22 protein-coding genes are annotated in these 21,113 nt (G+C 72.1%); 11 read left to right on the forward strand and 11 right to left on the reverse strand.

The window, feature by feature from the left end; translation table 11 throughout:
• Positions 1 to 200: 200 nt before the first annotated feature.
• The 5 genes from LV78_RS11345 (at position 201) to LV78_RS11365 (ending at position 5,348) form a co-directional block, all read left to right on the forward strand.
• Complete coding sequence (locus LV78_RS11345; protein ID WP_253844876.1) at positions 201 to 1,193, forward strand: TerC family protein; 993 nt, start codon at positions 201 to 203, stop codon at positions 1,191 to 1,193.
• A 64-nt stretch (positions 1,194 to 1,257) separates the two neighbouring features.
• Positions 1,258 to 3,162, forward strand: a complete 1,905-nt coding sequence (locus tag LV78_RS11350) for a S9 family peptidase (protein ID WP_253844878.1) — start codon at positions 1,258 to 1,260, stop codon at positions 3,160 to 3,162.
• A gap of 270 nt (positions 3,163 to 3,432) precedes the next feature.
• Complete coding sequence (locus LV78_RS11355; RefSeq protein WP_253844880.1) at positions 3,433 to 4,113, forward strand: Crp/Fnr family transcriptional regulator; 681 nt, start codon at positions 3,433 to 3,435, stop codon at positions 4,111 to 4,113.
• Positions 4,110 to 4,727, forward strand: a complete 618-nt coding sequence (locus LV78_RS11360; protein WP_253844881.1) for a nucleotidyl cyclase domain-containing protein — start codon at positions 4,110 to 4,112, stop codon at positions 4,725 to 4,727. Before LV78_RS11355 ends, LV78_RS11360 begins: the two co-directional genes overlap by 4 nt.
• Before the next feature lie 33 nt (positions 4,728 to 4,760).
• Positions 4,761 to 5,348, forward strand: coding sequence for a GNAT family N-acetyltransferase (locus LV78_RS11365; protein WP_253844883.1), 588 nt, complete (start codon positions 4,761 to 4,763; stop codon positions 5,346 to 5,348).
• 302 nt (positions 5,349 to 5,650) lie between these two features.
• On the opposite strand, the gene LV78_RS11370 is transcribed toward LV78_RS11365, so the two are convergent.
• Both LV78_RS11370 and LV78_RS11375 read right to left on the reverse strand, forming a co-directional pair.
• Positions 5,651 to 6,307, reverse strand: coding sequence for an RES family NAD+ phosphorylase (locus LV78_RS11370; RefSeq protein ID WP_015804211.1), 657 nt, complete (start codon positions 6,305 to 6,307; stop codon positions 5,651 to 5,653).
• 1,061 nt (positions 6,308 to 7,368) lie between these two features.
• The gene (locus LV78_RS11375; protein ID WP_253844885.1) at positions 7,369 to 7,953 is read right to left on the reverse strand and encodes a DNA-binding protein; all 585 of its coding nucleotides are present in this window, start codon (positions 7,951 to 7,953) and stop codon (positions 7,369 to 7,371) included.
• A gap of 192 nt (positions 7,954 to 8,145) precedes the next feature.
• Between LV78_RS11375 and LV78_RS11380 the strand changes: the two genes are divergently transcribed.
• Positions 8,146 to 9,339 carry a glycosyltransferase 87 family protein gene (locus tag LV78_RS11380; protein WP_253844887.1) on the forward strand — a complete coding sequence of 398 codons (1,194 nt, stop codon included), beginning with the start codon at positions 8,146 to 8,148 and terminating at the stop codon, positions 9,337 to 9,339.
• A gap of 96 nt (positions 9,340 to 9,435) precedes the next feature.
• Here LV78_RS11380 and LV78_RS11385 read toward each other — a convergent pair whose 3' ends face one another.
• Both LV78_RS11385 and LV78_RS11390 read right to left on the reverse strand, forming a co-directional pair.
• Positions 9,436 to 10,557: a hypothetical protein gene (locus LV78_RS11385; protein WP_253844888.1), complete on the reverse strand. Its 1,122-nt coding sequence runs from the start codon at positions 10,555 to 10,557 to the stop codon at positions 9,436 to 9,438.
• Positions 10,558 to 10,664: 107 nt separating this feature from the next.
• Entirely contained in the window at positions 10,665 to 11,222 is a 558-nt protein-coding gene (locus tag LV78_RS11390) for a YbaB/EbfC family nucleoid-associated protein (RefSeq protein ID WP_253844959.1), read from the reverse strand.
• Between the two features lie 366 nt (positions 11,223 to 11,588).
• Here LV78_RS11390 and LV78_RS11395 point away from each other — a divergent pair, with 366 nt between their 5' ends.
• A complete protein-coding gene (locus LV78_RS11395; protein WP_253844889.1) occupies positions 11,589 to 11,972 on the forward strand; it encodes a hypothetical protein in 384 nt (127 codons plus the stop codon).
• Between the two features lie 67 nt (positions 11,973 to 12,039).
• Here the strand turns inward: LV78_RS11395 and LV78_RS11400 are convergent, their stop codons facing one another.
• Positions 12,040 to 12,414: an FKBP-type peptidyl-prolyl cis-trans isomerase gene (locus LV78_RS11400; RefSeq protein ID WP_253844890.1), complete on the reverse strand. Its 375-nt coding sequence runs from the start codon at positions 12,412 to 12,414 to the stop codon at positions 12,040 to 12,042.
• Between the two features lie 171 nt (positions 12,415 to 12,585).
• Here LV78_RS11400 and LV78_RS11405 point away from each other — a divergent pair, with 171 nt between their 5' ends.
• A complete protein-coding gene (locus LV78_RS11405; RefSeq protein ID WP_253844891.1) occupies positions 12,586 to 13,398 on the forward strand; it encodes a S1 family peptidase in 813 nt (270 codons plus the stop codon).
• 232 nt (positions 13,399 to 13,630) lie between these two features.
• Here the strand turns inward: LV78_RS11405 and LV78_RS11410 are convergent, their stop codons facing one another.
• A complete protein-coding gene (locus LV78_RS11410) occupies positions 13,631 to 14,401 on the reverse strand; it encodes an EI24 domain-containing protein (RefSeq protein ID WP_253844892.1) in 771 nt (256 codons plus the stop codon).
• Positions 14,402 to 15,423: 1,022 nt separating this feature from the next.
• Between LV78_RS11410 and LV78_RS11415 the strand changes: the two genes are divergently transcribed.
• On the forward strand, positions 15,424 to 16,626 hold the full coding sequence (locus LV78_RS11415; RefSeq protein ID WP_253844893.1) for a helix-turn-helix domain-containing protein: 1,203 nt from the start codon (positions 15,424 to 15,426) through the stop codon (positions 16,624 to 16,626).
• A 72-nt stretch (positions 16,627 to 16,698) separates the two neighbouring features.
• A complete protein-coding gene (locus tag LV78_RS11420) occupies positions 16,699 to 16,851 on the forward strand; it encodes a hypothetical protein (protein ID WP_015804202.1) in 153 nt (50 codons plus the stop codon).
• Between the two features lie 796 nt (positions 16,852 to 17,647).
• On the opposite strand, the gene LV78_RS11425 is transcribed toward LV78_RS11420, so the two are convergent.
• The 5 genes from LV78_RS11425 to LV78_RS11445 all read right to left on the reverse strand — a co-directional run bounded on the left by LV78_RS11425 (position 17,648) and on the right by LV78_RS11445 (position 20,035).
• The gene (locus tag LV78_RS11425) at positions 17,648 to 17,830 is read right to left on the reverse strand and encodes a hypothetical protein (protein WP_253844894.1); all 183 of its coding nucleotides are present in this window, start codon (positions 17,828 to 17,830) and stop codon (positions 17,648 to 17,650) included.
• Between the two features lie 31 nt (positions 17,831 to 17,861).
• Complete coding sequence (locus LV78_RS11430; protein WP_253844895.1) at positions 17,862 to 18,506, reverse strand: GNAT family N-acetyltransferase; 645 nt, start codon at positions 18,504 to 18,506, stop codon at positions 17,862 to 17,864.
• A complete protein-coding gene (locus tag LV78_RS11435) occupies positions 18,503 to 19,060 on the reverse strand; it encodes a DUF309 domain-containing protein (protein WP_253844896.1) in 558 nt (185 codons plus the stop codon). The genes LV78_RS11430 and LV78_RS11435 overlap by 4 nt, the downstream gene beginning before the upstream one ends.
• A gap of 133 nt (positions 19,061 to 19,193) precedes the next feature.
• Entirely contained in the window at positions 19,194 to 19,604 is a 411-nt protein-coding gene (locus tag LV78_RS11440; protein ID WP_253844897.1) for a VOC family protein, read from the reverse strand.
• A complete protein-coding gene (locus LV78_RS11445; RefSeq protein ID WP_253844898.1) occupies positions 19,601 to 20,035 on the reverse strand; it encodes a helix-turn-helix transcriptional regulator in 435 nt (144 codons plus the stop codon). The genes LV78_RS11440 and LV78_RS11445 overlap by 4 nt, the downstream gene beginning before the upstream one ends.
• A 207-nt stretch (positions 20,036 to 20,242) precedes the next feature.
• Here LV78_RS11445 and LV78_RS11450 point away from each other — a divergent pair, with 207 nt between their 5' ends.
• Positions 20,243 to 21,073 (forward strand): hypothetical protein, encoded by an 831-nt coding sequence (locus tag LV78_RS11450; RefSeq protein ID WP_253844899.1) that lies wholly within the window; start codon positions 20,243 to 20,245, stop codon positions 21,071 to 21,073.
• Positions 21,074 to 21,113 lie beyond the last annotated feature (40 nt).

Here is a 21,113-nt window from a genome sequence, read left to right on the forward strand (position 1 = left end):
CACCCCGGCTGGCTTTTTCGCGCGCCCGTGGTGGATGATTACCGCATTGTGGAGGGGAGTACTCCCTAAAACGGCGGTGTCGTCAGCACGGAGTCCAGCGTCGGGCTCCCGGTGCCGCCGGTCTGCGGACGCTCGGTTTTTTCGCAGACGGAGGAGACCTCCGGTCATTGGCGTGCGCGCTATGTGCCGGAGGGTGTCTCATGACTGTTCCCGTGTGGTTGTGGCTGGCCACGATCGCGGGTCTGCTGATCTTGCTCGCGATCGACCTGTTCGTGGTCGACCGCCACCCCCACGAGGTCTCCCTCGCCGAGGCGGGCCGCTGGGTCGTCTTCTACGTGGCGATGGCCGTGCTGTTCGGCGCCGGGATCTGGTACTTCGAGGGTGGCACCCCGGCGGGCGAGTTCTTCGCCGGGTACATCACCGAGTACTCGCTCAGCGTCGACAACCTCTTCATCTTCCTGATCATCATGACCACCTTCAAGGTGCCCGCGATCCACCAGCACAAGGTGCTGCTGATCGGCATCCTGATGGCGCTCGTGCTCCGGGGCGGCTTCATCGCGGCGGGCGCCGCGCTCATCGAGCGGTTCTCCGCCGTGTTCTACCTGTTCGGCGCGTTCCTCATCTACACCGGCTACAAGCTGGCGCGAGGCGAGGACGAGGACGAGGAGTTCAAGGAGAACGCCGGGCTGCGCATGGTGCGCAAGTTCCTGCCGGTCACCGACGAGTACCACGGCTCCAAGTCGTTCACCCGGATCGACGGCAAGCGGTACGTCACGCCGATGTTCATCGTGATGATCGCCATCGGCTCCACCGACCTGCTGTTCGCGCTCGACTCGATCCCGGCGATCTTCGGCCTGACCAAGGAGCCGTTCCTGGTCTTCACCGCGAACGCGTTCGCGCTGATGGGCCTGCGCCAGCTGTACTTCCTGCTCGGCGGTCTGCTCGCCAAGCTCGTCTACCTGTCGATCGGCCTGTCGGTGATCCTCGGTTTCATCGGCGTGAAGCTGATCCTGGAGGCGCTGCACACCAACTCGCTGCCGTTCCTCAACGGCGGCGAGCCGTTCGGCGTGCCGACCATCGGCATCGGGCTGTCGCTGTCGGTGATCGTCGGCGTCCTGGTCATCACGACCGTGGCCAGCCTCATCAAGGTCAAGCGGCACCCCGAGGTGGTCAAGCAGCCCGTCGAGGGGTAGCGCGCTGTGAGTGTCAACAAGTGTCGTGAGCTTTGCTAAGAACTTTGGGGTAGCGTCCTGACCCGTGCGCCCCGATGACTTGCGACTGCTCGACCTGCCAGGTTCCCTCTCGGTGCGAGGCGACCTCGTCCTGGTGAACACGGCCCGCCCCGACGCGGAGGCCAACACCTACCGAGGTTCCCTGCACCGCCTCCCGCTCGACGGAAGCGGGGCGCGGCAGTGGACGTGGGCGGAACGCGACTCGGCCCCCCGGATCTCCCCGGACGGGCGCTGGGTCGCGTTCCTCCGCGTCGCCGAGCCGGGCAAGCCCGCGCAGGTGCACGTCATGCCCGCCGACGGCGGTGACGCCCGCCGCGTCACCGACGCCCCGCTCGGCGCGGGCGCCCCGGTCTGGTCGCCCGACTCCACCCGCCTCGCGTACACCGCGCGCGTGCCCGAGCCCGGCCGCTACGGCTCCGAGGTCGACGGGACCAAGCCCGGCCCCGACGCCGAGGCCCCGCGCCACATCACCCGGCTCGACTACCGCGTCGACGACCTCGGCTTCACCGGCGACCGCCGCCCCCGCTTGTTCGTGGTGGACGCGCTGGTCAGCGGGGCCGACCCGGTCGAGCTGACCGACGGCTCCCACGACCTCGGCGCCCCCGCGTGGACCACCGACGGCGCGCGGCTGGTGTTCACCGCGCCCCGCGACCTCGACGCCGCCGAGACCCACGAGGACGACCTCTACACCGTGCCCGCCGAGGGCGGCGCGGCCCCCGAGCTGCTCGTGCGCGCCCCCGGCGCGGCGGGCGACCCGGTGCCGCTGGCCGACGGCGGCGTCCTGTTCTACGGCCTGGACAACGAGGGCGGCAGCGCGGTCGCCCGCAACCTCGGCCTGTGGCTGGCGCGCGGCGGCGAGCTGCGCAGGCTCACCGACGTCGAGACCGTCGACTGCGAGAAGGCCGCGGGCGCGCCCGTGGTGACCGGCGACGGCGTGCTCGTCGCGGTCCGCAACCGGGGCGCCGTCGAGCTGCGCCGCGTCCCGCTCGACGCGGACGGCGTCGACCTCGCGGGCACCGAGCTGCTCGCCGGGGAGAAGGCCGAGGTCAGGGCGTTCGCGGCGGACGGCGACGTGGTCGTGGCCGCGATCTCCGACACCGAGAGCCCGGCCCGCGTCGTGCGCGTCGGCGGCGGCCTGCTCGCCGACTTCGCCCCCGACCTGCCGAAGGCGCGCGTCGAGGAGATCACCGGCGCCGCGTCCGACGGCTACCCGGTGCACGGCTGGGTCGTGCTGCCCGAGGGCGACGGCCCGCACCCGGTGGTGCTGACCGTGCACGGCGGTCCGTTCATGTACTACGGCTGGGGCTTCTTCGACGAGGCCAGGGTGTACGCCGCCGCTGGTTACGCGGTCGTGCTGCCCAACCCGCGCGGCTCCGCCGGGTACGGCCAGGCGCACGGCCGGTCGGTCATCGGCGCGTTCGGCACCGTCGACGTCGACGACGTCCTGTCGACCCTCGACGCGGCCCTCGCCCGCCCCGACCTGGACGCCGAGCGCGTCGGCGTCATGGGCGGCTCCTACGGCGGCTTCATGACCTCGTGGCTGGCCGCCCACCACGGCCACCGCTTCCGCGCGGCGTGGAGCGAGCGCGCCGTCAACGCCTGGGACTCGTTCACCGGCTCCTCGGACATCGGCTGGTACTTCGCCGACGCCTACTGCGGCGCGGACCCCGAGGCCCAGCGCCGGATGAGCCCGCTGACCTACGCGGACCAGATCAGCATCCCGTTCCTGGTGGTGCACTCCGAGCACGACTGGCGCTGCCCGGTCGAGCAGGCCCAGCGCATGTACGTCGCGCTCCGGCGCAACGGCGCCCCCGCCGAGATGCTGCTGTTCCCCGGCGAGGGCCACGAGCTCACCCGCTCCGGCAAGCCCCGCCACCGCCAGCAGCGCTTCGCGGCGGCCCTCGACTGGTGGTCCCGCCACCTGGGCTGATCCGGCCCTGGGCTGATCCAGTCCGCAGAACACCGGTCACGGGGCCGGTCCGGCGTGCGACCCTTCCGGTCACGCGCGGGACCGGCCCCTTCCCGCGCGCCACGTTCGGCGTCGGGCCGTTCGACCCCCGCCCGCCGGTGCGTTGGGCGCATTCCGGGGAAATCACTAATTCCCCCGGCGCTTCCGGACCCAGACTGTGCGTGCAGCTGGAGGAGGTGGACCGTGGCGAATCCGACGCCCCGCCCAGGGGACTGGCCCGCGGGGACTTTCATGAGCATGTTGCCGCCCCGCGCGCGGGCGGGACTGCTCGAACTGGGGACCGAACGATCGTTCAAGCGCCGCGAGGTGCTGATGCGCGAAGGCGACGCGACCGACCACGTGCTGCTGCTGTGCCGGGGGCTGGTGAAGGCGACCGGGCTGCAGGAGAACGGGCGGGAGACGCTGTTCAGCATCAAGGTCGGCGGCGACCTGGTCGGCGAGATCGCGGCGATGGACGGCTCGTGCCGGTCCGCCACGGTCACCTCCTGCGTCCAGGGGCACGGCCGGGTGATCAGCGCCGCCGCGTTCCGCGACTACCTGCGGGCCGTGCCGGACGCGCACTTCGCCCTCACCCGCATGATCATCCAGACGTTGAAGTGGGCGGACCGGCGCAGGCTCGACTTCACCGGGTACCCGACGCTGGTGCGGCTCGCCCGGCTCCTCGGCGAGCTGGCCGACACCTTCCTCGCCGGGCGGGGCAACCAGGTCGAGCTCGACCTCGGGCTCAGCCAGGGGGACCTCGCGGACCTGGTCGGGGCCGAGGAGGACACCACCCGCAAGGAGCTGCGCGTCCTGCGCGACCGGGGGCTGATCACGCTCGGCTACCGGTCCCTCACGGTGCTCGACCGGGCCGGGCTCGCGCGGGTCGCGGAGGGGAACGCGCGCGGTCGCGGGGCGGGGGAGAAGCCGTGACCGTCGTGGACGTGGCGCTCGAACGGCCGTTCTCGCTCGGCGGCCTCGTCTACCGGCTGGTGCTCGCGGTCGACGTCGAGGGCTACAGCAAGCTCTCCGGGTACGAGCAGGGGCGGGCGCAGTCGCTGCTGGACGAGGTCATGGAGCACGCCGCCCGGCGGTCCGGGCTCGACCGCTCCGACTGGTACCGGCAGGTGCGCGGCGACGGCGAGCTGGCCGTGCTGCCCGCCGACACCGACACCGCCTGGGTCGTCGCCCGGTTCACCGAGCGGCTGCGCGACGGGCTGGCCGCCCTGCGCGCCGCGGGCACCCCGCTGCGGGTGCGGCTGGCCATGCACTGCGGACCGCTCGCCGGCGGCCGGTACGGGCTGGTGGGGGAGACGCCGATCCGCACGTGCCGTCTGCTCGACGCCCCCGTGGTGCGCCGCGCCCTCGCCGCCGCCGACGGGGACCTCGTGCTGGTGGTGTCGGACGGGCTGTTCCGGGACGTCGTCAGCACCCGGTTCCACCAGCTGGACCCAGGGCGCTTCCGGCGGACCTGGGTGACGGCCAAGAAGACCCGGTACGCGGGGTACGTCTGCACCGCCGGACCCAGCGCTTCGCCCAATCCCTAGCGCCGCGCGCCACCGGTCGGGCAGTCTGCGCGGATGCAGTGGACCGTGCGGGCCGGGTCGCCCGACGACGCGCCGGAGATCGCCAGGATCAACGTGGAGTCCTGGCAGCGTGCCTACCGGGGGATCGTCGCCGACCCCGTGCTCGACCGGATGCTGCCCGAGAGCAGGCTCCCCGGCTGGGTCAGGGTGCTCGCGCTGCCCGACCCGAGCCGGGTGTTCGTCGCCGTCGAGCCGAGCGGGCGGATCGGGGCCTACAGCGCGGTGGACGCCGTCCGCGAGGAGCGCGACGCCCACCCCGACCTGAGGACCGGCGAGCTGGTCGCGATGTACGCCGACCCTGGGTTCCTGGGGACTGGGGCCGGGCACGCGGTGCACGAGGCGGCTGTCGCGCACCTGGCCGACCAGGGGTTCCGGTACGCGGTGCTGTGGGTGTTCGAGGACAACGCGCCGTCGCGGGAGTTCTACGAGTCGCACGGGTGGCGCCACGACGGGGCCTCGGAGCGGTACGAGCTGGCGGAGCAGCTGCTGCCCGAGGTGCGGTACGCCCGCTTCCTGCCCCGGCGCAGGCCGAAGGGCGAGCGGCAGGCGCCGACCGCGCGGGGCAACGGGGTGCGGCGGTGACCGGGGTCTCCGACCTGGATTTTCACGCTGTCGAGTAGCCGACGAGGGCGTGCCCCGGCACGTTCCGACCCGGTAGTTTCATGACCAACGGGGTTGCACCGCCCAGGTCGAGGGCGGTGCTGGTGACGGGTCGGCGCCGGTCGCGTCAGAGCCGGTCGCGCCAGAGCCTGGTCGTGCCAGAGCCTGGTCGTGCCGGGGCAGGTCGTGCCCTGCTGGTCGGGGATCGAGACGACTGTCCGCTGTCCATGGACTTGGGCCGCTGTCCGCTTTTCGTGGACCTGGTCAGCTCTGCTCGCCCGCGGTCAGTTCAGCAGGGTGTAGTTCAGCTCCTCGCAGACCCTGGCGAGCGGCAGGTCGAGGCCGGGGTGCTCCAGGGGCAGCAGGACGTCCGGCGATGCGGGCAGTCCCGAGCCGCCCGGTGGGTCCCACAGGCACACGGCCTCGTTGCCGCCGTCCATGGACGACCGGTACCACAGGCCGTCCAGCTCGGGGTACGCCGCGCGGATGGTGCGCGCCCAGGCCTGGGTGATCACCTTTGGTCCGGAGCTGATCTCCTGCGACGCCCCGACCCTGGTCGGCCACAGGCCGGTCAGGTCGAGCAGCCGCAGGGTCCGCTTGGGGCGCAGCACCACCAGGAACGGGCTGCGGGTGCGCCGGTCCACCACCGACGTCGCCTGGAACACCTCGGCGACGCAGGTCCGGACGGTGAGCCCGAAGTACAGCACGCCCTGGTCCTGGTCGTGCGTCAGCTCACCGCCGGGTCCCGGCGGCTGGGTGTCGAAGCGCGCGTGCGGCAGGGGGCCGGTGTAGCGGAAGCTGTTCCACCGCTGCGGGTGCAGGCCCTTCGCGGTGAAGATCCGCACCAGCCGGGTGGCCTGGTGCACCGCCACGACGTCCTCGGTGCGCCGCAGGTTGGCCTGCAGCACGGCGGGGGCGGGCGGCTGGGGAAGCCGAGACATTCGGGTCCAGGTGTTCGGGGGACGGGGGACCGTGCCGGTCGGTGGTGGATGTCGGTCGTGGGCGGGTTCCAGGGCGACCAGGCTGCCAGGTCGTCGGTCGGCCGGGCGATCGGGTGTCCGGGTGATCGGTCCAACACCGCTCGGCCCACCGGGTGAACCCCGTCGGACCCGCTGCGGAACCACCCGCGACCACCCGTCAACCGGACCGACCGACGCTGGTCGGCTCCCTCAGGACCAGGTTCCCAGGGGGTGCCCCGTCGGGCGATCGGTCGTCCGCGTGATCGGTCGGCCAGGTGTTCGGACAACAGGGTGATCGTGCGGCTGGCTGTTCGGGCGACAGGGCGGTTCGGCGGTCGGCTGATCGGCCGGGTGCGCATCGGTACCGGTGCTCGGAATCCGGAGCGCTCGGACGGCTGACTGGTCGGGGTTGACGGAGCAGTGGGGCGGCGGATCGGCTGGTCGACGGAGTGGTTGGTCGGCGGATCGGCTGGTGGTGGGCTCGGGTGGTCGGCACTTCCGCCCGCCAGGCTGCCAGGTGATCGGGAGTCGGGCGAGCGAGTGCCCGCATGACTGGGGTTCCGGGGTTCGGGCTGCCGAGCGTTCGGAACACCCGGCGTGTCAGCGACCGTTCCGAGCACCGCCCGCTCGTACCGCCGGTGCCCGTCCCACCGTCGGGCCGTCCAGCCCGACCCCATCCCGCCCGACACCGTCCAGCTCGACACCATCCCGCCGCTTGGCTGTCTATCCGCCCGCCTTACCGGTGGTCGTCCTGCCATCCGGCCAGTTCGCCGCTGGTCAGGCTGCCGGTCAGGCCGCTGGTTCGGCTCGTCGGGCCGCTGGTCAGGCTTGTCGCTGAGCGTCGGCTGCCCCTCTTCTGCCCGGCCTGTTCCTGTCCCGCCTGCTCCTGCCCGGCGTGCTCCTGCTCAGCCCGGTCTATCCGTTCGGTCTATCCGTTCCCGCCCAGCCCTGCTGCTCCTCATCCCTCCTGCCGTTCCCGTCCGCTCTCCTGCCAGCCCGCTCACCTTCTCGTTCGCGCTCCTACTCGTCCCGATCCGCCCAAGTCAGACCGGCGTTCCGAGCTGGGCGGCCAGGGCGGTGACCTTGCCCGGTTCCCCGCCCGCCAAGAGCCAGTCGCGCGGGCTGGCCGGCCTGCCCTCGACCAGGAGGTCCTCCTGGTCGGTGGTCATGAACCCGGCGATCACCAGCGCGGGCTGGTCCTCCGGCACCGACGCGAGCACCGCCTCCAACCCCGGCAGCACCCCGTTGCCCGCGAACTGCCAGGCGGGCAGCCGCCAGCTGCCCCGGTCCTTCCAGCCGACCAGTCTGCCCAGGCCGAGGCGGTGCCGGATGCGGCTCGTGTCCACGCCCAGCTGGGTCGCCGCGTCGGACACGGTGATCGCCGAGTCGCGCAGCACCGCGTGCGCCACGATGCTGCGCGCCCTCGGCTTGTCGTCGTCCGGCGAGTGCGGGCTCAGGTCCAGGCCGACGTCCAGCAGCGCGTCCCGCACGTCCGGCGTCAGGTAGCTCGCCGGCTCCGGGTGGGGCGGCGCCAACCGCTTCGCGGCGTCCGCGACGAGGTCGAGGAACGCGTCGGGGGTGACGTGAAGGCCGGCTTTCGCCAAGACCGTCTCCAGCGCTGGACTCATGAGCACAGAGTATCCCGCGCGTGCGCTTCTGTGCGCCGCTGTCGCTCGAACGGTCGCCCCCATCTACTCACCGTGCACGCACAGCAACTTTCGGTGCACGTCCAGTAGCGGTGAGCTACCTGCTGTCGTGACCTGTCCCTCATCCGCCCGTTGACTACGATGCCTCGCGGAAACCAGTCAGGGGGAAGTGTCGTGGCAGTGGTGGAACGACCGGACAAGCGACTGCTGGGCGTGTGGGTGGTGGCGGCGATCGCGCTGCTCTACTTCGTCCACCAGCGCTCCAGCGAGGGTCTGCTCGACCTGCGGGTCTACCGCACGGGTGGCGAGGCCTGGCTGCGCGACCTCCGCCTGTACGCGGACGACTTCCCCAAACCCCTGGACGGCCCGCCGTTCCCCTTCACCTACCCGCCGCTGGCCGCCGCGATCTTCAGCCTCTTCGCGCTGGTGCCGTGGCCCGCCGCGGTTCTGGTGTGGACGACGCTCGGCCTGGTGCTGCTGCTGGCGGTGTGCGTCGTCTCCGCCTGGCACGTCTACGGGGACGCGCGCCGCGCGCTCCTGGTCGGCGTCATCGTCTCCATCGGCGCGCTGGTGCTGGAACCGGTGTGGGCCACCTTCGACTTCGGCCAGATCAACCTGGTCATCATGGGTCTGGCCGCGCTGGACTGCCTGCTGCCGCGCACCCGCTGGCCCAGGGGCCTGCTGATCGGCTTCGCCGCCGCGATCAAGCTGACGCCCGCCGTGTTCGTGCTGTTCTTCCTGGCGCGCGGCAAGTGGAAGCCGGTCCTCACCGCCATCGGGTCGTTCGTCGGGTTCGGACTCGTCGGCGCGGTCGTCGCGTTCGAGGACACCAAGGAGTACTGGTTCCACACCCTGTTCGACCCCGCGCGCATCGGCGAGCTCGGCTACGCGGGCAACCAGTCGCTGCGCGGCCTGGTCAACCGCCTCGGCCTGACCGGGACCGCCGAGTCCGTGACGTGGCTGCTGCTGTCGCTGGGCGTCGCGGCGCTGGCCTGGATCGCGGTGCGCCGCGCGCGCGAGGACGTGTCCGCGCTGCTGGCCGTGTCGATCGCGGCGCTGCTGGCGTCCCCGGTGTCCTGGACGCACCACTGGGTGTGGGTGGTGCCCGGTCTGGTCCTGCTGGTGGGCCAGCGCTCCGTCGCCGGTTGGGTGACGCTGGTGCTGGTCGCCGACCTGTTCGTGTGGGCCCCGCTGTGGCTGCTGCCGCACGACAAGGGCGTCGAGGTCGGCTGGAACGCGTGGCAGCAGCTCGTCGGCAACTCCTACGTGCTGGTCGCGGTGGCGGCGCTGGTGTACCTGGCGGTCCGCAAGCCCGCTCCGGTGGAGGAGTTGGCTCCGGACGTCGAACCGGCCGCCACCGACCGCTGAGCCGGTCCGCTCCCCTGAACGACGACAGCCGCCCACCGGCGAACCGGTGGGCGGCTGTTCTCGTTCTCGCGCCGTTCGAGGACTAGCGGGCGGCCGTCACTGGCCGGTGATCATCGCGACGGCCCGGTCCTGGGTCCGCTCGTCGACCGCGGCCAGCTGGAACCCCCGGCCGATGATGTGCGACACCAGCGCGGGCTCCGGCGGAACACCGTGCTTGCGCAGGTAGTGCGACACCGCGCCCGCCCACACCCAGGTGCCGTCGGTGCGGAAGTTCAGCGGAACGTCCCGGTCGGACGGCGCGAACTCGTCCACGTCCGTGTCACGGGCGGACAGCACCACGGGCGCCGACTCCAGGTACGCCAGCAGCCGCTCGCGCAGCTGCGGGTCCACCGGCTGCCTGCGCACCACCGGGCGACCGGTCTGGTCGCGACCGTCGTACACGCGCGCCGTGCGCAGGTCCGCCTGCGGCTGACCACCCGGCTGACCGAACCCGCCGGGCTGGCCGGCCGCCTGCTGTCCGGGGAACGGCTGACCGGGCTGCCCGTGTCCCTGCGGCCCCGGCCCGGCGAACTGCTGCCCCGGCGCGAAACCGGGCTGCCCCTGCGGTCCGGGGAAGCCCTGCCCCGGCGTCGCGGGCCCCTGCTGCGGAAACCCCTGCGGCGGGGTCTGCGGCCCACCCTGCTGCGGCCCACCTTGTGGTGCCCCGCCCTGCTGCGGTCCGCCCTGCCCCTGCGGCACGCCCTGCCCCTGCTCGGGCTGGGCCTGCTCCACCTGCCTGGGCGGCAGACCGGCGCGCTGCCGCAGCCAGTCCGGGATCAGCTCCTCGGCGCGCGGGAACGTCCGCAGCTCGTCCTGGAACCCGATCATCGGCGGCGCGTTGCGCCAGCGGGGCTCCTCGGCGGCGTCGAAGTCCACGGCGAACGCGCTCGGCGCCTCGATCTCGTAGACCGCGCTCAACCAGGTGCCCCGGTCCTGCTCGTACATGCCCGCGCGCAGCCTGCCGAACAGCTGCACCACGTCGATCGGCGGCCGGACCGGGCGCTGCTGCCCGTCCGGACCGGTGAACGCCATGTCCACCTCGATGTGCCTGCCCGCAGCGCGGTACTCGGTGCGCACCCGCTGCCAGTCCGGAGGCAGGGCGGGCAGCATCGCGCGCCCGATCTGCCGGACGAGCTGCTGCTGCTCCTGCTCGTCCAGCGGTGTGACTGGCTCGGTCATGCGACGAACACCCCTTCAAGATCCCCCCGGCGCAACGGTCGGCAGATCCTATCGCCCGATGTGACGGACGACGGCGGACTTGACCTGACGGGGTGGAGTTCGGCGGGTCACCGCAGGAAGCTCTGACCCCCGAAGTCGTCGTCCTCCTCGGTGTCCCGCCTCGGCCTGCGCTGCGGCGGCTGCGGCGGAACGGGCGGCTGCTGGGCGTGTCGCGGCGGAGTGGGCGGCGCGGCCCGCTCGTCCTCGATGCCGAAGCTCATCTCCCGGTGCACCGGCGCCTGCGGGCGCTCCTCGGCGGGCGGTGCCGGGAAGTTCTTCTTGGCTTCCTGGAACAGCGTGTTCGCCGTCTGGTCCTGAGTGCCGATCGTCTCCGCCATGGCCTGCTGGAGCAGTTCCGGAATGCGCGACTGGGCCTTCTGCAACGTCCGCATGATCTCCGCGGACACCTCGGCCATCCGCCGCTCACGCGCGGGCTCGGCGATCTGCAGGTCGGTGAGGATGCCGTTGGAACCGATGGTGAGCCGGACGTGCCCGTCACGGGACGTCTCGGTCACGGACATGCCCTGCACCCGCTCGGCCATCGCCTCGTAGCGCTGGGCCTTCTGCTTGAGACCGGTCTCCCAGTCGGCCACCATGCGCTCGGAACCGCCGATGTCTTCGGGCACGATCACGTCTCCCTTCGATCAACGCCATCATGCCGCACCGAAGTGCTCCCCGGTGCCGGATCGGCCTCCGGAGCTCGTGCACGCTCCGAACGCCCGACCTCGCGCTCGGGGTTCCGCGCTGAGCGAACCCCGCGCTCACGGATGCCGGGCTCTTCGGGTTCCCGCACCCGGAGCGCGTGACGACCGACCGGGAGAACGCGCGGTGGTGCCCGCGGAATCAGCGTGACCTGACCCCGCACGGCCTGGGAACTGGAGACGGCACTGCCGGACGTCACACAGCCCGGCTCACGCGGCTTGCTCTCGCGCCACCGGGCTACTCGGGCTGGTCGCCCTGCTCGGTCTGCTCGGGCTGCTCGCCTGTCCAGCTTGGTCGGGCTGCTCGGGCTACTGGAGCTGGCTGCTCTGCTCAGGCTGGCCGGGCTGCTGGATCTGTCCGCGCTATTCAGGTCCACCAGGCCGGTTGCTCTGCTCGGACTGGCCGGGCTGATCACTCTGCTCGGCCTGCCCGCTCTGCCAGGTCTGCCCGCGCTGCCAGGTCTGCCCGCGCTGCCAGGTCTGCTCGGTCTGCTCGGTCTGCCCGAGCTATTCGGGTCGGTCGGGCTGTTCGCTTTGCTCGGGTCGGCCGGGCTGTTCGCGCTACTCGGGTTGGTCAGGCTCCGGGTCTGCCGGGTCTGCCGGGTCTGCCCGGCCTGTTCGATCTTCTCGTGCTCGTTCGGCTCGGGTTTGCTCGGCTCGGGTTCGCTCGGTTAGCTGCGGCGGGAACCGGTCCGGCGCCGTCGTCCTCCCGGAACCGGTTCCCGCTCTGCTGCCGCAGGGGTCAGCGCACGCCGAGCAGGTCCACCACGAAGATCAGCGTCTCGCCGCCCTTGATGGCACCGCCCGCGCCGCGGTCGCCGTAGCCGAGGTGCGCGGGGATGACGAGCTTGCGACGCCCGCCGACCTTCATGCCCACGACGCCCCGGTCCCAGCCCGCGATGACGCGCCCGCCGCCCAGCGGGAACACGAACGCCTCGCCGCGGTCCCAGGACGCGTCGAACTGCTCACCGGTGGAGTGCGCGACACCGACGTAGTGAACCTGGACCAGCTGGCCCGCCTGGGCCTCCGGACCGTCGCCGACGGTGATGTCCTCGATCACCAGGTCCGCGGGCGCGGCACCCTCGTACGGCTCGACCACGGGCTTGTTGGGGGACATGCGGAATCTCCTCAGGACGAACTGCTCGCTGTTCGGGCAGTGCTTGGGCGAGTCAATCACGTTCGAGTGAACTGAGCCGAACGGACCACAACCACTGCACCTCGTGCCACCAGTGTGGCTCCCGGCGCCCTGGTGCTACCCCACCGAGGGGAGAGCACACACCTGAAGGAGATGACCGTGGCGGAAACCCGGAGCTGCCTGAGGTTCCTGCTGGGGACCACCGCAGTGGTCGCACTGCTCCCCACAACCGCGCTCACCGCGTTCGCCCACCCCGGCCCCAGCACCAGCGAAGTCCGCGAACGCATCGTCGGTGGCACGCGCGCCAGCACCGCCGACCACCCGTGGGTGGTCTACCTGGCGACGAGCACCGGAGCCCAGTACTGCGGCGGGACGCTGGTCGCACCGGACAAGGTCCTGACCGCCGCGCACTGCACCGAGGGCGACGCACCGTCAGCGGTGCGCGTGGTCGAGGGCCGCGACGACAAGACCTCCAGCGCGGGCACCACAGCACGCGTCACCGACATCTGGATCCACCCGTCCTACCGAGCACCCACCCAGGGCTACGACATCTCGGTCCTGACCCTGGACCGCCCTTCGTCCGCCGAACCCCTCCCCCTGGCGAAACCCGCAGACTCGGCCCTGTACGAGGAAGGCGTCCCCGGCACGGTCCTGGGCTGGGGCGCGACGTCCCCCGGCGGAACGGCCTCACGCCACCTGCTCGGCGCGACCGTGCCGCTGATCGACTCCGACTCGTGCGAGGCCGCCTACGGGACGCGCTACGTCCCTGACCTGATGGTCTGCGCCGGTTTCCCCGAGGGCGGCACCGACTCCTGCCAAGGCGACTCGGGCGGCCCGCTCGTCGCAGGCGGCAAGCTGATCGGCGTCACCTCGTGGGGCGAGGGCTGCGCCGCAGCGGGCGCGCCCGGCGTCTACAGCCGCGTCGCGGGCTACTCGACCGAACTGGAAACCCAGCTGAGTCCCTGACCATCTGACAACCTGCCCGCCACCCGCAGCCCTGTGCCTGCCCGCCGCCCGTCGTCCGCCGTCCCAGCACGATCACCACAACCTGGTCACCCGAACTGCTCCGCCCAGGTCACCGAGCGCTCATCGTTCCGGCCAGGTCACCGAGCGCGCGGAAAGCGAACGGGCGGTCAGCTCAGCCGACCGCCCGCTCCCGCACGTCTTCCAGCACCGCAGCGTCCCTGCGGTCACCCGTCTACTGAGGACGCCTGCCGGTGTTCTGCTCGTTCGCCAGCAGCCGGTGCGACAGCACGGTGCCGCCCGCCATTGCCGCAGGCATGACCACCAGCGGCGCCAGCGGGATCAGGCACATCAGGTACGCAGGCACCGCGAACCCGAGCACCATGGCCCGCCGCTCCTTGAGCACCCGCCGCCGAACCGCCAGGTCCAGCCCGCGCCGGGTGAACGGGATACCGGTCAGCTCCAGCCCGAGCAACCACCCGTTGATCCCCGCGCCGATCACCGGGACCACGGTCTGCCCCACCAGCGGGATGAACCCTGCGATGAACAGCGGGATCGCCACCAGGATCGCCATGCCCACCAGGCGCAGCGAGTCACGGGCCCCGACCACCGTCGACCGCCACCAGCCGACCCGCTCGGACTCCGGGACGCCGCCCAGCTCCTCGTCCTCGATCGTCTCGGCGATGTGCTCGTAGAACGGACCACCGATGATCAGGGTGATCGCGGTGAACAGCAGCAGCCCGAGGGTCAGGTAGGCGGCCAGGATGGACACGCCCGCCAGCACCCGCACACCGGTGCGCAGCGAGTCGGCCCAGTTGTTGGCGAACGGTGTCACGAACGTGGTGATGTCGTCGATCCAGTAGCCCAGCGCCACGAGGCTGCCGGTCAGCAGCAGCGTCGTGATCAGGGCCGGGATCGCACCGATGATCAGCAGCTTGGGCCTGCGGAACACGGAGCCGAAGCCGTGGCCGAGCAGTCCGATTCCTGCGGAGAAGTCGCGGAGCACGGCCGGAGCATAGCCAGCCGCGCACCGGATGGCGGTCGCTTCCCGAACCCGAGCGCTGCGACCATGACCTACCGAGCCCGACCGCACCCGCAGCGAGAGGCCCCGGCATGGCCGTCCCCGACCGCACCGCACCGGCCCCCGGCCGACGAACCACCCCCCTGCCGGACCCACCTGCGGTCACCACCCCGCGCCGCCCCCACCGCCCCACCGCGCAACACCCCCGCCAGGCGCACCCCAGCACCGCACGGCACCCCGCCACGAGATCCTCGCAGGCACAACCCGCAGCGGAACACCTCACCACCGAGCAACCCCTTGCCACCCGGCGAGTTCCCGCACAACCGGTTGCCGCACAACAACTCCCCGCGCAACCCGTCGTCACGCGCCAGGTTCCCGCACAGCCCACTACCCGGCGCGGGCCCACGTCCACCCACCCCACCCCGTCATCCACTCACCCCGCGCAAGCCTCGCCCCAGCTGAACCTGACGCGCGCCAGACCGGAGCAGGACCCCGCAGCCCACACCCCATCCCCGGAACACCCCAACCCACTGCTGCGGCCAGCCCGGACTGCCCAGGCTTCCGCACACCAGGACACGACCACCCCTGACACTGCCCGCCCAGACGACACTGCCAGCCCAGACGATGCCCGTCCCGACAACATCTATCCCGACGGTGCTCGTCCGAACAGCGTCCGTCCGGACAACGGTCACCCTGACGGCGCCCGTCCCGGCCGCGTTCGCCTGAACAGCCTTCAACGCGACAGCACCAGGCCAGGCAGCACCAGTCCGGACAACGCCCGCCCGGATAATGCCCGCCCGGACAGCATCCGTTCCGACACCGCCCGTCCCGACAACACCCGCCCGGACAGCGTTCGCCAGGACAGCACCACCCGCCCTGAAACCGCCCGTCCTGAGGGTGTCCGCCCCGAAGCCGTGCGCCCCGAGGCTGTCCGCCCTGAAGCCGGGCGTCCCGAAGCCGTGCGTCCCGATCCGCTCGGCGAATCACGCGGCACGCCATTGCCCGCGTTGCCACCCGAGTTGTGGGAGAGCCGCGAGGTGCACGCCGCCGTCGCCTCGGACGCGCCTGGCGTGCTGGTCGCCATCGCGCGCCGCGCCCACGGGTTGCGTCAGGACGAGCTCGGTGCGCTGGCCGGGTACTCGCAGTCCGCGATCTCGCGCCTGGAATCAGGCAGCGGCATCGCCTACGACCTGCGCGTGCTCCGCACCATGCAACGGCTGCTCGGCATCCCGGCCCACCTGCTCGGCCTGGCAGACCGGGCCGCCCGCCCGTCCGTCTCGCCTCGCTCCGACCACCCCGTCGACCCCGCCGCCCTCACCGCGTTGCGCGCGGCCACCGCCCGGCGTGGCGGACCCGTGCGGCAGTTGCTGGTGCTGCGCCGCATCCTCGACGACGCGCACCACCGCCAGGGCTGGCGCGCCCTGGTCCCCGCAGCCCGCTCCCTGTTCGACTTCGCCGACGCCCTGTGCCGCACCGCGGACGGCGACCACCGGCGCAGGCTGCTAGCCGTCGCCGCGACCTACGCCGAGTTCTCCGGCCTGCTGTACGAGGAGGTCGGCGATCGCAGCGGCGCCGTCGAGTGGACCACCCGCGCCTTGGAGCAGGGACAGGCCGCCGACGATCCCGACGTCGTCGCCCACTCCTACGTGCGGTTGGCCCAGCTCGCCGAACCCGATGGCGAACGCGCCCTCGCGCTGACCCGTGCCGCCCTGCGCGAGCGCGGCATCGGCCCGCGCACCCTCGCCCTGGTCCTGCGGCAGCAGGCTCGCGGACTGGCGATGACGGGTGACGAGGCGTGCATGGCCCGGTTGGACCACGCGCGCGAACTCCTCGTAGCGGTTGCCAGGGACCCCGAACCGGACAACGGCGAATACCGCATAGGATACCGCCTTTCGGAGCAGCACGTCGAGCTCGAACGGGCGGCTTGTTGGCTCGAACTCGGGCAACCGCACCGGGCGATCGCGGGTTACGAGGCGCTTCGCCGCCGCCGGTGGGGCCACGCCCGCGCCGCCGAACGGGGCCTCCACACCGCCCGCCTGGCCGCCGCGCACGCCGCCGCCGGACATCGCGATCAAGCCGTGGCCTGCGGTTACGAGGCGTTGGACGCGGCGAGGGACAGCGGTTCCGGGCTGGTGCTGGTCGAGCTGAACCGGCTCGGCCCGTGGGTGGGGGAGCGGGATGTCCGCGAACTCGCGCGGTGGCTTGGCTGACCCGTATGCGTTTTCCGCATATCGGCGGAGAAGGTGGTGCGTCAACGGACCCCGTCGGCGCACGATAAGCCGATGACCCCACCGGAAGAACCCGTTCCGCCGCAGCGCCAACCGGTGGAGGACCGGCAGGCGGTGAGGCAGGAGTGCGGTCCCTACCGGTTGGACTTCTACGCGACCCCCGACGCGGTGGTCTGCGTGGTCAACGACGCCGAGCGCGCGCCGTGACCGCGCCGCAGACGGTTCCGGCGCACCGGCTCCCCGCGCGGGGACCGGGCCGGTTGTCGTGGCGCGGTCGGAGCACCGCGCTGCCCCCAGGCACGCGCCCGGCGCCGGACGCGACGCCGTACCTCGTCCGCCTGCGAACACGTCCCGACTAGGTCGGGACCGGTGCGTGCGAAGGGGTTCCCGCTCGCTGCCCAGAGCGGGACGCCTCGGCGCCCACCGGTTCCGACGCCCACCGCCCCGAGCGCGGGCGGTGCGACCGGCTCCGCGCGGTCTGCCCCCTCGTCACCGCACGCGGAGCGGTCCGACGGGCTCCCTCCAGCCCGTCACGCCGCGCTCTCCCTGAGCAGACCGCCGTTCTTCTCCCCGGAACGGCGGTCTGCGGGGCGGGAACCCCTGCCGGACGCCACGGGTGGGCACCAAGGTGGAGTGTGACCTGACGACACCGGCCAGGTGTCGGCGGAGCGGAGGTGCGGAGCAGGGCGTCCGCGGTGGACCGGCGGGTGCTCCACGGCGGTCCACGTGCCGATCTGAGCCGGCCAGTGGTTTCGGGCAATGACGCTGGCCGGCGGCGCTCTGTGGGAGCGGCACCGGCCCACTGCGCCCGTCAACAGCGCTGATCAGCCGCGTTGCCCGGTCCGCGTTGCCCGGTCCGCGTTGCCCGGTCCGCGCTGCCCGGTCTACGTTGCCCGGCCTGGAAGCAAGTGCCGCCGGTCGACGTCCCCAGGCCGCGCCCGCCGACGACGTCATCGGGTATCCCCTCGACGCTGGCGGGCGCGGCCCTGTCGACCGATGCTGATCAGCGACGGCGGCGGAAGCTGGGCGCGCGCAGCGCCGAGCCCACCCCGGCCATGTGCAGCGCGAGGCACAGCAGGCCCGCGAGCGTCAGGGTTCCGGGTTCGATCACGCTGCCGAGCGAGGCGTTCGCCAGGTCCAGCAGCAGGGCCAGACCGAAGATGACCGCGGCGATGGTGGCGAGCACGGTGGCCTCCCAGTGAGTAGGTGACCTCCTGTTACCCGGCCGCCTCCGCCGCCAAGCGGGCGTTCGGAGCAATTCGCTTCCCGAGGAACACCGACAGCCCGCCGACGCCCGCCGACGTCAGCTCGTGGAACCCCAACCGCTCGTAGAACGCGAGCGCCGGGGTGTTCGCGACCGACACCCCGAGGTGCACGCCCGTCACCCCCCGGTCCCGCAGCGCGTCCAGGAACCGGGTCATCAGCGCCCGCCCGTGGCCGCCGCGCTGGTGACCCGGCAGCAGGTCGATGTGCAGGTGGGCGGGGTAGTCGTCCAGGTCCAGCGGCACCATGCGTTCCGGCGCGTGCAGCAGATCCGCCACCGCGTCGGCCTGAGTGGTCAGCGGACCGGAAGGCCTGGGGAATCGGGAGGCCACCTCGGGCAGCCACTCGTTCCGGAAGCGCTTGGCGAACAGCGCGGTGTCCGAGGTGCCGAGCACGTAGCCCACGGCCCGCTCGCCGTTGTCGGCGACGAACACCAGCTTGGGCTCCAGCGCCGCGTACGGCCACGCGTACACCGAGGACACCAGGCCCGGATCGGGGTACAGGTGCGTGCCGTCGCGCCCCACGTCGGAGGTGCGCACGCAGATGTCGCCCAGGGCGTCCCAGTCTCGGGGTTCGTAAGGTCGAATGCGCACGGTCATCCGCGCAACCTCAGCACACCAGCGCCGCCGACGACAGCCCGGTCCACCCCTGTCTCCGCACCGGTCCGCTCGGGGACGCCCCGGACCTCGTCCGATCGGCCATCGTCGCCCGCCACGTCGAGCCCGGCGCCCAGGTAGGCGCCGCTCTCCGCCCAGCTCACCAGCCCGGCGATGTCCACCCCGTGCGGCGGAGCGCCCCGGTACGGCCCGATGCTGCGCGCCCCGCGCTCCACCAGCGCCCGCGCGCCCCGACCGTTGCCGCGCAACGCGTGCGTCAACCCCACCGCCAGCTGCGCCAGCCCGCGCCACAGCTCCCGCTCGTGCTCGGGAGCCGACTTCCAGGCGTCCTCCAGCACCTCGTGGGCGTGGAACGGCTTGCCCTCGTCCAGCAATCGCTGCGCTTCCCGCAACGACTCGTCCGGTGTTCTCAACACCCCTTCGGGCTGCCGCTCCACCCCAACCGCCCCATAGGGCAGCGGACGGCCGAGGCCGTCACGGGGGCGGGCGTTGCGGGCCCGGCCATCGGGGTCGCGGTCGCGGTCACTGGCCTCCACGCCCCCGATCCTGGCACGCCACCAGCCGGGACAGCACTCACCCCAACCCACCCGGACGCACGCCCGAGGCCCACACCCCGTCCTCGGCCGCTCCCCTTCACCGGCCGAGGACAGGACGTGAGCTGGCGGCCCGTCAGGCAGCGGACTTCCCGGAGAACCGGATCTGGTTGCCCGCCGGGTCGCGGAACGCGCAGTCGCGCACCCCGTAGTCCTGATCGGTCGGCTCCTGCACGACCTCGGCCCCCGACGCCCGGACCTTCTCGAACAGCGCGTCGCAGTCCTCGACCCAGAAGATCAGGCCGCTCAACGACCCCTTGGCCCGCAGCGCGTTGATCGCCTTCGCGTCCTCGGGCGACCGCCCCATGTCCGCGCTCTCCAGCACGATCTCCAGACCGGGCTGCTCCGGCGAGCCGAGCGAGAGCCAGCGGAACTCGTTGAACGACACGTCCGAGCGCACCTCCAGGCCGAGGGTGTCGCGGTAGAAGCCCAGCGCGGCTTCGTGGTCGTCTACCTGCAGGAAGGTGTGGGAAACCCGAATGTTCACACCGACGAACCTATCGGCGCGCTTGTATGGTCCGCTTCTCGAAATCTGCTCGGACGCATCACCCTCATGGCGTAACAACCGGGCACCGCCCGAACCGCCGAGTGCTCGCGGGCCCGGTAAGCGCTGGGAGTCTCCCCGACCAGCTCGGTGAAGCGCGCGCTGAACGACCCCAACGACGTGCACCCGACCGCCATGCACACCTCGGTCACTCCGAGGTCCCCACGCCGCAACAACGCCTTGGCCCGCTCGACCCGCCGCGTCATCAGGTACCGGTACGGCGTCTCCCCGTACGCGACCTTGAACCGCCGGGAGAAGTGCGCGACCGACATGAACGCCACCTGAGCCAACTCCGCGACGTCGAGAGGCCGCGCGTACTCCCGATCAACAAGATCACGAGCCCGCCGCAGGTGCACGAGTTCCCCAGTCTCCACCTGCGGAGCATCGCACCGACCCCTGACAGTTCCGGTTCACCGAGTTCGTCTCCGCGCACCAGACCCCACCGCTAACACACCGGACCCCACCCGCCAGCACTTCGGCGGCCCAACCCAGGCCCTCGTGCGAGGGTTTGTGCGGCACGGCGGTGTGAGCCGACGCGGTTCACCGCGCGCCGCCACCGTGTCGCGCACAGCATCGGGGACATGGTCCGGTTCCCCTTCCGAACTGCCGTGTGCGCAGCGCTCACCGTGATCGCGGTGCTGTCGAGCGGAGCGGCCAGCACCGCAGAACCGCTCCAACCGGGCAGCGATGTGGCAGGCAGCGGCGCGACAGGCTCCAGCGCGCTCGCCCCGGCCCCGGCAGGTTCGGGTTCACCAGGCTCCGATCCGGCGAACACCGCCGCCCCAAGCCCGGAAGCTCCGGACAGCGACACCGCTGACAACACCACCGCGAGCGGTGGTGCCACCGCTGGCGGTGCCACAGGCGACAGCACGAACGGCTCCATGACGGAGACCAACCCGCAGCCTCCAGCACCCCAAGCCCAACCCGCCCAAGGTCAACCGCCTGCCCAAGCCCACCCCGCTCAGGAGCAGGCAGGTCAAGGACAGCGGCCCTCGAAGCACGCTTCCCCGCAGCAACAAAGCCCCGGACGAACACTTGTGGGCGGAAACCCCGAACCACAAGCACCCAACGACCGCGCAGGCACTCCCCAGGCCGCCCCGAACAACGCAGACGACCAGACGGCCCACGAACAGGAAAACCTGGATGGACCCGATCCCAACGCCCAGGAAGACGACCTGTTCCACGGCGACGCAGCCCGAGCCCCGGAAGCACTGATCGACACCTCAAGCCCGTCGACCACTGCCGCCGTACTCGCCGCGAACCGAGCAGGGAGCCCGCTCGCAGCCCCGGTCTCAGACCGGAGCGGCGCCTTCCGCAGCGACAACGGCTGGCTGGTGCTCGTGGCCATCATGATGCTGATCGCCGGACTCGCGGTCCTGGGCATCGCGGGCCGAGCCCGTCGAGGCTGCTGAACCACGTGCCGCGCACCCGCCGTGCCACGACCGCTTCCCG

The sequence above is a fragment of the Actinosynnema pretiosum genome (assembly GCF_024171695.1).
GTDB classification, from domain to species: Bacteria; Actinomycetota; Actinomycetes; order Mycobacteriales; family Pseudonocardiaceae; genus Actinosynnema; species Actinosynnema pretiosum.